Origin of the sequence: Candidatus Methanocrinis alkalitolerans, assembly GCF_029167205.1 — an archaeon.
Taxonomy (GTDB): Archaea; Halobacteriota; Methanosarcinia; order Methanotrichales; family Methanotrichaceae; genus Methanocrinis; species Methanocrinis alkalitolerans.
This window is the reverse complement of the sequence record NZ_JARFPL010000060.1, coordinates 1-8,152: the sequence shown is the minus strand read 5'-3', so window position 1 is coordinate 8,152 and position 8,152 is coordinate 1. Positions and strand designations below refer to the sequence as shown.

Here is an 8,152-nt window from a genome sequence, read left to right as displayed (position 1 = left end):
AGTCGAAAGAATCAGAACTGCTCGAAGCTGGTTCGAGAGCAAGCAAAGTGTCATTCGAAATGCTATAAAAGAATATATAAAATATCTAAATTATAATGTCTCAGCCACGCTAACTGCGTAAGTCCTATTTTCTATAAAAATGAACTGTGGCCCCGAGACCCTCCCGGCCCGGAGCCTTTCCTTGGATCTCACTCGATGAAGATCGCGGGCCGCCCCGGCTCCGCGTTCCTGCTCTTGCCCATGGGGTCCTCGCCGGGCTCGTCCGCCGAGAGAACATTGACCGGGCAGCAGAAGGCCCGCTCCAGGTACCTCTTCTCTCGGGAGAGGGTGGCGAGCTCGTCGATCTGGAGGGGGTCGGAGGTGAGGACGTGGGCCCCCTTCATCAGCCTCTGGGCGTACTTGGGCGCCTCCTTCTTGTGGCTCGCGACCTCCGGAAGGGCCATCGCCGATTTGATGATAGAACCGACGTCCAGGCTTCCCCCCTCTTTGAGGTCCAGGGCGGCCTTCAGCATCTCCCTCTTCCACGATGGGGTGGTGAAGAGGGTGATCCTCTCGGGCTTTTTGCTCGTTACCCTGAGGATCTCCTCGACGTCGGAGAGGGTCCTCTCCAGGAGGTCCTCGGCCATCTCCGCCCCGGGGTCGATCATATTGGGGTCGGCGACAGGCCACTGGGCCCGGGAGATGTACGCGTCCTTCCCGAAGGCCTTCGCCTCAACGTCAGCCATCTCCTCCCAGATCTCCTCGCAGACGTGGGGGGTGAAGGGCGCCATCAGCCTCACCCAGACGTCGAGGACGGACCGAAGCCGGTTTTTGCCGCCCCGCCTCTGGTACCACCGGATGTCGTTTATCATGTGGTAGAAGGCGCTCTGGACCGCCCTCCTCGTCTGGACCGCCTCCAGCGCCTCTGTCGTCTCGAGGATCCTCCTTGCGAGCATGCTCTCCATCCACCGGTCGATCAGCTCCGGATTTGCCGCCTCGTCGATCTCCTGATCGGCTATGATCTCTCTGGCCAGGTTGTAGAACCGGAGCACCTGCTGCCTCGTCGCCTCGACGCCGTCGTTTCGCCAGTCGGCGTCCTGGGTGTGCTCGGCATTGGAGAGGATGTAGAGCCTCGTCACGTCCGCGCCGTTGGCCTCGACTGCCCGCCGGAGGGTGAGCAGCGGCCCCTTCGACTTGGACATCTTCTTCCCCTCCAGGGAGACGAAGCCGTTGACGGCCATCGCCCTCGGCCATAGGGCTGGCGGGTATATGGCGACGTGATGGTAGAGGAAGAAGAGGAGGTGGTTTGCGACGAGGTCTTTTCCGGAGGAGCGCAGGTCGACGGGGTACCAGTACTCGAAGTCCGCCCGGATATCCCGGACCGTCTCGACGGGTATCCCCGAGAGGTCGGCGACCCTGGTGGCGTCGCCCTTCCCGAGGAATATGTAGTCGAAGAACTCGGGGACTAGGCGATCGATCTTCATCCCGCCGTTGACGTACTTGGCCAGGATGTAGTAGGACATGTAGATGGTGGAGTCTCCAAGGGACTCGATCAGCCACTCCTGGTCCCAGGGCAGGTTCGTCCCCAGCCCCTTCCTTCTGGCGCAGGCCTTGTCCTTCAGCCAGTCGACCTTGTTCTCAAACTCCGTCCTGATCTCCTCGGGGATGAGCCTCATCCCTCCCAGGCAGTCGAGGACCCGCCCCTTCCATTCGGGGTCGGAGTAGTTGAGGAACCACTGATCTTTCACCATCTTGACGACGCACCGGGTCCCGCACCGGCAGATGACGGGGGTCTCGCTGAACTCGTAGAAGACCTCGGCGACGTTTCCATCGATGAGGTCTGACAGGAGCCGGTCTTTGATCTTGGAGACGGCGACACCGGCGTACTTTCCCGTCCTCTCCTTCAGGACGCCGTTATGAAACTCCCGCCGGTAGACGAGCTTTGTAGCCTCCTCGGCCCGGGGATCGTTCTGGTCGACGACCCCCAGCTCGTCGGAGACCTCAACGGCGGGAAACTCGCCGTAGTCGGGGACCTCGATGAGGGAGATGAACTCGATTTTGCGGAGGTCTTCGGTGATCCCGTAGCCGCTGAGGTCTCGATCGTATAGGTCTTTCAGCGCCAGGTAGTCGAAGGGGGCGTGGGCGGGGACGGACATGACGATGCCGCTCCCGTTGTCGGGGTCGACGAAGGTGGCCGGAAGGACGAGGATCTCGTCCTTTGTCAGGGGGTTTTGTAACCGTTTGCCGATGAGGTCGCCGCCCTTCACCTCCCCAATCCTCTCCACCGATCTATCGGTATGGATCAGCTTCTCGTACGCCTCCTGGCTGACGATCCAGGTCTCGTCGCCGACCCGAGCGACGGCGTGGACGACCTCGGGGTTCACCCAGAGGTTGGTGACCCCGAAGACCGTCTCGGGGCGCAACGTGGCGCAGGGGAGGATTCTGTCGCCGAGCCTGAACTTGATGAGGGCGAAGTCGATGATCGTCGCCTCCTCCCCCTTGAGGATGTCGTGGTCCTCCACGGGGTTTTCGTCGTTGGGGCACCACCTTACGGGGTGGCTCCCTTTGGAGACGTACCCGAGGGACCGGAGGATGAAGTACTGCCACTCAATGAACTTCTTGTAGGCGGGGTCCGTCGTCGTGAACTCCCGCCTCCAGTCGATGGAGTAGCCGATGGACTCCATCGCCGACTTCGACTCCTTCCGGAAGTAGTCGACGATCGCCTGGGGGGTCGTGAGGGTTGCGAATACCTCCGGCGGGATGTCGTGGTGCTCGGTGTAGACCTTCTCGATCTCAGGATCACGATTCTTTACAAGCTCTGAGAGGCCGACGATGGGCGTTCCGGTGACGTGAAAGCCCATGGGGAAGAGGACGTTCTCGCCCCTCATCCTTCGATACCGCGCGACGACGTCGCCGATGGTGAAGGTTCGCGTATGGCCTGCGTGGAGGTTTCCATTGAGATAAGGGTAAGGTATCGTTATGAAGAACTTCTTCTCATCTTTCGGCTCCGCCGAGAAGACCCCTTCCTCCGACCACTTTCGCTGCCACTTCGATTCGATCTTCGATGCAGAATAATCTTGCAGCAAAATCGTATCCTCCCTGCAGGTCAGAGGGACCTCTCCTCGGCCACCATCTTCTCCATCCTCTTTACCGCCTCGGCGATCCTCTCCGTCGGCTGGGTGACAGAGAACCGGACATATCCCTCGCCGTAGTCGCCGAAGCCGACGCCGGGGGTGGCCACGATCCCGAGTTTGTCGATCAGCTTCCTCGTATAATCCTTGGATCTTCCGCCGGTCCAGGCCCAGAGGTAGAAGGTAGCCTCGGGCTTCTCCACCTCTAGGCCGATCTTAAAGAGCCCTTCATAGAGGAGCTCCACCCTCTCCCTGTAGGTCGCCCTCATCTTGGCGGCGATCTCTTTCGAGCTTCTAAGGGCCGCGATCCCGGCGTCCTGGACGGCTCCGAAGTTGCCGGAGTCGATGTTGCTCTTGACGTTTCCTATCCCCCGGATGATCTCTTCGTTTCCGACGACGAAGCCCACCCTCCAGCCGGTCATGTTGCAGGTCTTGGATAGGGAGTGAAACTCGACGGCCACCTCCCGCGCCCCCTCAACCTCCAGGATCGATGGCGGCCTCTCGTCTCCGAAGTAGACCTCGGAGTAGGGGTTGTCATGGAGGACGATGAGGTTGTTATCCGTTGCGAAGTCCACAAGCCTCTTGAAGAAGGCGACGTCTGCGCAGGCTCCCGTGGGATTGTTGGGGTAGTTGAGGAAGACCAGCCTTGCCTTTCGGGCGACGTCGGAGGTTATGGAGTCCAGGTCCGGGAGAAATCCCCGCTCCCTCTTGAGGGGCATGATGACGGGGACGCCCCCGGCAAATTCGATGGCGGTCTTGTAGACGGGGTAGGCCGGGTCGGGGATGAGGGCGAGGTTTCCGGGGTTGAGGAAAGCCAGGGGGGCGTGGGCTATCCCCTCCTTGGAGCCGATGAGGGCCAAAACCTCCGACTCGGGGTCGAGGTCCACGCCGAAGGTCTCTTTGTACCAATCGGCTGCCGCCGTCCGAAACTCCATCTTCCCCTCGTAGGAGGGGTACTGGTGGTTTTCGGGGTTCTTTGCCGCGTTGCAGAGGGCTTCGATGATATTTTGAGGTGTGGGGAGGTCAGGATCGCCTACCCCCAGGTCGATTACGTCCACCCCTTTCTTCTGAGCCGCAAGCTTCGCCCTGTCGATGGCGGCGAAGGGGTATGGTGGGAGGGATTTTATCCGATCAGAGTACATGGAATATTATCTCCATCAGCGGTATACATCCACGATGCTGCCAGCGCCCGGATCTAACCAGGGTCGCTGGGCGGCGTCTGTCGCGAGATAGTAACTGTCACGTTGTATATAAGATTAGAGGAGTAGATGATCGAGATCGAAGATCTGACCTCCTGGATCCCCAGGGAGGTCGCGGAACTTTATAAGAAAGAGGGGATTAGAGAGCTCTATCCGCCCCAGAGCGAGGCCATTGAGAGGGGTCTTCTTGAGGGGAAGAGCCTCCTCGTCTCGGTCCCCACAGCCGCAGGAAAGACGATGCTGGCGGAGCTGGCCATGCTGAAGGCCGCTCTTTCGGGGAAAAGGTCCCTCTACATCGTCCCTCTCCGGGCCCTCGCATCGGAGAAGCAGGCCGCATTCTCTCGTTTTTCCGATCTGGGCATCAGGGTGGGTCTATCCAGCGGCGATATGGAGCGGCGGGATGAGTACCTGGGAAGAAATCAGATCATCGTCGCCACCTCGGAGAAGGCCGACTCCCTCATCAGAAACGGAGCCCGGTGGATCCGGGACCTCTCGGTCCTGGTAGTCGACGAGATCCACCTCCTCGACTCGCCGAACCGGGGGCCGACCCTGGAGATGACGATAACCAAGCTCATGAGCCTCAACCCTGGGATGCAGGTCCTCGGCCTATCCGCGACGGTCGCCAACGCCCGGGAGGTGGCGTCCTGGCTCGGAGCCGACCTCGTCGAGAGCCGGTGGAGGCCTGTGGAGCTGAAGGAGGGGGTGATCTGCGACGGCGTCCTCCACTTCCCCGGTGAGACGGCCTCGATCCCCTCCCGCCGGGACGACCTCGTCGACCTCGCCCTCGACACCATGAACCAGAAGGGTCAGATGCTGATCTTCGAGAGCAGCAGGCGTAACGCCGAGGCGACGGCCTCAAAGCTCGCCAAGACCTTCTCGAAGGGGGAGGGGGGTTTGGGGAGGGACGGATCGCGCCTCTCGGAGAAGGTCCTGGCCACCGGTGAGAGCGAGACGGCGAGGAAGCTCGCCGAGTGCGTCAGGGGCGGCGTCGCCTTTCACCATGCAGGACTTCTCCCCGAGCAAAGGGCGATCGTCGAGAGGGGGTTTCGCTCCGGAGATATCAGGGTTATAGCCTCGACCCCCACCCTCGCCGCGGGGCTGAACCTTCCGGCGAGGAGGGTTCTCATAAGAAGCTACAGAAGGTACGAGGGGGCGAGGGGGATGGTGGCGATCCCCGTCATGGAGTACCGGCAGATGGCGGGCCGCGCCGGAAGGCCCGGCCTCGACCCCCGGGGCGAGGCGTTCCTAATGGCCAAGAGCGACGCAGAGACGAGGGACCTTTTGGAGCATTACGTCCAGGGCGAGCCTGAGGAGATCTTCTCGAAGCTCGCCATGGAGCCTGCTCTGAGGACCCACCTCCTCTCCACCATGGCGACGGGCTTTGCGAAGAGCGCCGAGGAGCTACAGAAGTTCGTCGCCTCCACCTTCTACGCCCACCAGCAGGACTCCTGGCACCTGGACGCCACCATCGAGAAGGTCCTCGATTTTCTCATCGAGAGCGGTATGATCGATCCAGATCTGCGGCCGACCCCCCTGGGGGAGCTGGTATCGAGGCTCTACATCGACCCCCTCACCGCCAGGATCGTCGTCGATAACCTCCGGGCGAAGGAGAAGATCACGGACCTCACCCTCCTCCACCTCATCACCATGACCCCGGATATGGACACCCTATACGTCCAGGCCTCCGACGGCTGGATCGAGGAGTTCATCCACCAGCACTACGGCGAGCTCTGTTTCGAGGAGAACTTCGACTGGATGATGAGGGAGGCGAAGACCGCTGCCCTCCTCCTCGACTGGATATCAGAAGAAGAGGAGGAGAGGATCGCCGACCGGTTTCGGGTCGGGCCCGGGGACATCAGGAGGGTTGCGGAGACCGCCGAGTGGCTGATGCATTCGGCGGGCCGTCTCTCCGAGCACCTAGAGCTGGGTTCCACCTTCAAGATATACCAGCTTGAAAAGAGGATCCACTACGGCGCGGGCCCCGACCTTTTGGGCCTCCTGGACCTGAAGGGGGTAGGGAGGGTGAGGGCAAGAAAGCTCCACCGTGCCGGGTACACCAGCCTCGATAAGTTGAGGGGAGCGAAGCTCTCCGATCTGGCCGAGATCCTCGGCCCCAGGATCGCCGAGAAGGTCTTCGAACAGCTCAGGGGCGGCGGAGGGGGAGAACCGTTATGACGACTCCGTCACCCTCTCCCCTCCTAGATGATGCGGTCAGATGAGAAGTTGGATGATCAATGGAGATAAATCTCGGTGGCATAGTGCCACTATCTACCCTGGACTGGACGGGGATATCCGCGGCGGTCATCTTCATGAGGGGCTGCCCCCTACGCTGCCCCCACTGCCATAACGCCCACCTCCAGTCCGGAGAGACGCTGGAAGATATAGAGAAAATTAAAAAGAAGATCGATGAGGCCGGGCCGTTCATCAGCGGCGTTATCCTCTCCGGCGGCGAGCCGCTGGTACAGCTCGCGGCCTGCCGGGCGGTGGCCGGCCACGCGAAGGTGTTGGGCCTATTGGTCGGGGTCGAAACCTGCGGATATTTTCCTGACCGGCTGGCCGAGATCATCGAAGAGGGGCTGGTGGATATGGTATTTCTCGATGTCAAGGAGGCGTTGAAGGACCCCGAGTACGAGAGGGCGACCGGCCGAAAGGGCGTGGCGCCCCGGGTCGCCGAGAGCCTCCGCCTCTGCATGGAAGCGAAAGTCCCCCTGGAGGTGAGGACGACGGTCTTTCCCAACATGCCCTCCATTGACGGCCTGTTGGAGATCGCAGAGCTCTTGAGGGACCTGGCGGTCGGGTCGATGACCCTCCAGCAGGGGCGTCCGAGCGAAGGGGAGAAGCCCTTCGACTCGGTTCCCATAAAGTTGCTCACAATCGCGGCTCAGACGATGAAGGAGCGGCGCGGGATCGACGCCACGGTAAAGAAGGGGCCTCTCCCCTCCCGGTCCCGCCCCTACCAGACGGAGCTATTCCAGATATGTCAGCTGCGAAAGCCTCATCCAGTGATGCGAAAAGATCCGAAGATAGAAGATCAAGATCATAAAACGGGTGACCAGAGTTGAAGATCATAGCCTTTGTGGGGATGCCCGGCTCCGGCAAGTCGGCGGCCGCGGACGTCGCCCGGGATTTGAAGATACCCGTCGTCGTCATGGGCGACGTCATCCGGGAGGAGGCGGCCCGGCGAGGCCTTCCCCCCACCGACAAAAACCTGGGGGCCGTGGGAAACGATCTCAGAGATAAAGAGGGCCCCTCCGCCATCGCCGCCCGGTGCCTTGCGAAGATCCGGGCCACCGGCGCCCCCGTGGTCGTCGTCGAGGGGATCAGGAGCAAATTCGAGGTGGACCTATTCAGGAAAAGCTCCGATGACTTCGAACTCGTCGAGGTGTACGTCCCCGACGAGATCCGCCTCGCCCGGATCGCCTCCCGGGGGAGGTCCGACGACGCAAACGAGTCCGACCTCGCAAAGGCGGTGGCCGACCGAGACGCCCGGGAGCTCTCCTGGGGGATGGGCGAGGCGATCCGGGCGGCGGATTTGAGGATCGAGAACTCGGGGGGGGTGGAGGAGTTTTGGGGGAGGGTGAGGGAGGTGCTGGCTGGGGGATGAAGGATGGGGGAGGTTTTTTAAGGTCCTGCTGTTGAAAGAAAGCTTCTTCAGAACGAATTTAAGCGCTTTTGGATTTTCGGGTAGTGTACTCGTTTCATTGAATTGGCACCCCGAATGTCATCAGTTCTTTGATGGTCCAGACGTGATCAACGAGTCCTTCAGCCATCGCGGGAGTTCTCTGCATCCATCTCTTTCTACCTTGATTGACCTCTAACCTCAGAGACTTATGAGGTTTGACG

General features: G+C 61.0%; 5 protein-coding genes and 1 pseudogene. 4 read left to right on the top strand and 2 right to left on the bottom strand.

Annotation, left to right across the window (positions count from 1 at the left end):
- A pseudogene (locus P0O24_RS12615) lies at nt 1–121 on the top strand (IS701 family transposase); the annotation flags it as partial.
- Nucleotides 122–188: 67 nt separating this feature from the next.
- On the opposite strand, the gene leuS reads toward P0O24_RS12615, so the two are convergent.
- Both leuS and P0O24_RS11905 read right to left on the bottom strand, forming a co-directional pair.
- Nucleotides 189–3,065 (bottom strand): leucine--tRNA ligase, encoded by a 2,877-nt coding sequence (leuS, locus tag P0O24_RS11910; RefSeq protein WP_316969976.1) that lies wholly within the window; start codon nt 3,063–3,065, stop codon nt 189–191.
- A gap of 20 nt (nt 3,066–3,085) precedes the next feature.
- Nucleotides 3,086–4,252: an LL-diaminopimelate aminotransferase gene (locus P0O24_RS11905; protein WP_316969975.1), complete on the bottom strand. Its 1,167-nt coding sequence runs from the start codon at nt 4,250–4,252 to the stop codon at nt 3,086–3,088.
- A gap of 126 nt (nt 4,253–4,378) precedes the next feature.
- On the opposite strand from P0O24_RS11905, the gene P0O24_RS11900 reads away from it, so the two are divergent.
- From P0O24_RS11900 to P0O24_RS11890, 3 genes are read left to right on the top strand one after another with little or no spacing between them, the layout of a single operon-like run.
- Nucleotides 4,379–6,484, top strand: coding sequence for an ATP-dependent DNA helicase (locus P0O24_RS11900; protein ID WP_316969974.1), 2,106 nt, complete (start codon nt 4,379–4,381; stop codon nt 6,482–6,484).
- Nucleotides 6,485–6,543: 59 nt separating this feature from the next.
- Complete coding sequence (locus P0O24_RS11895) at nt 6,544–7,371, top strand: anaerobic ribonucleoside-triphosphate reductase activating protein (protein WP_316969973.1); 828 nt, start codon at nt 6,544–6,546, stop codon at nt 7,369–7,371.
- Complete coding sequence (locus tag P0O24_RS11890; protein ID WP_316969972.1) at nt 7,368–7,913, top strand: AAA family ATPase; 546 nt, start codon at nt 7,368–7,370, stop codon at nt 7,911–7,913. Before P0O24_RS11895 ends, P0O24_RS11890 begins: the two co-directional genes overlap by 4 nt.
- Nucleotides 7,914–8,152: the final 239 nt, after the last annotated feature.

Bases quoted from the DNA above. Each gene is read 5' to 3' on its own strand.
- P0O24_RS11895 (WP_316969973.1), top strand. From the start codon at position 6,544: ATGGAGATAAATCTCGGTGGCATAGTGCCACTATCTACCCTGGACTGG.
- P0O24_RS11900 (WP_316969974.1), top strand. From the start codon at position 4,379: ATGATCGAGATCGAAGATCTGACCTCCTGGATCCCCAGGGAGGTCGCG.
- P0O24_RS11905 (WP_316969975.1), bottom strand. From the start codon at position 4,252: ATGTACTCTGATCGGATAAAATCCCTCCCACCATACCCCTTCGCCGCC.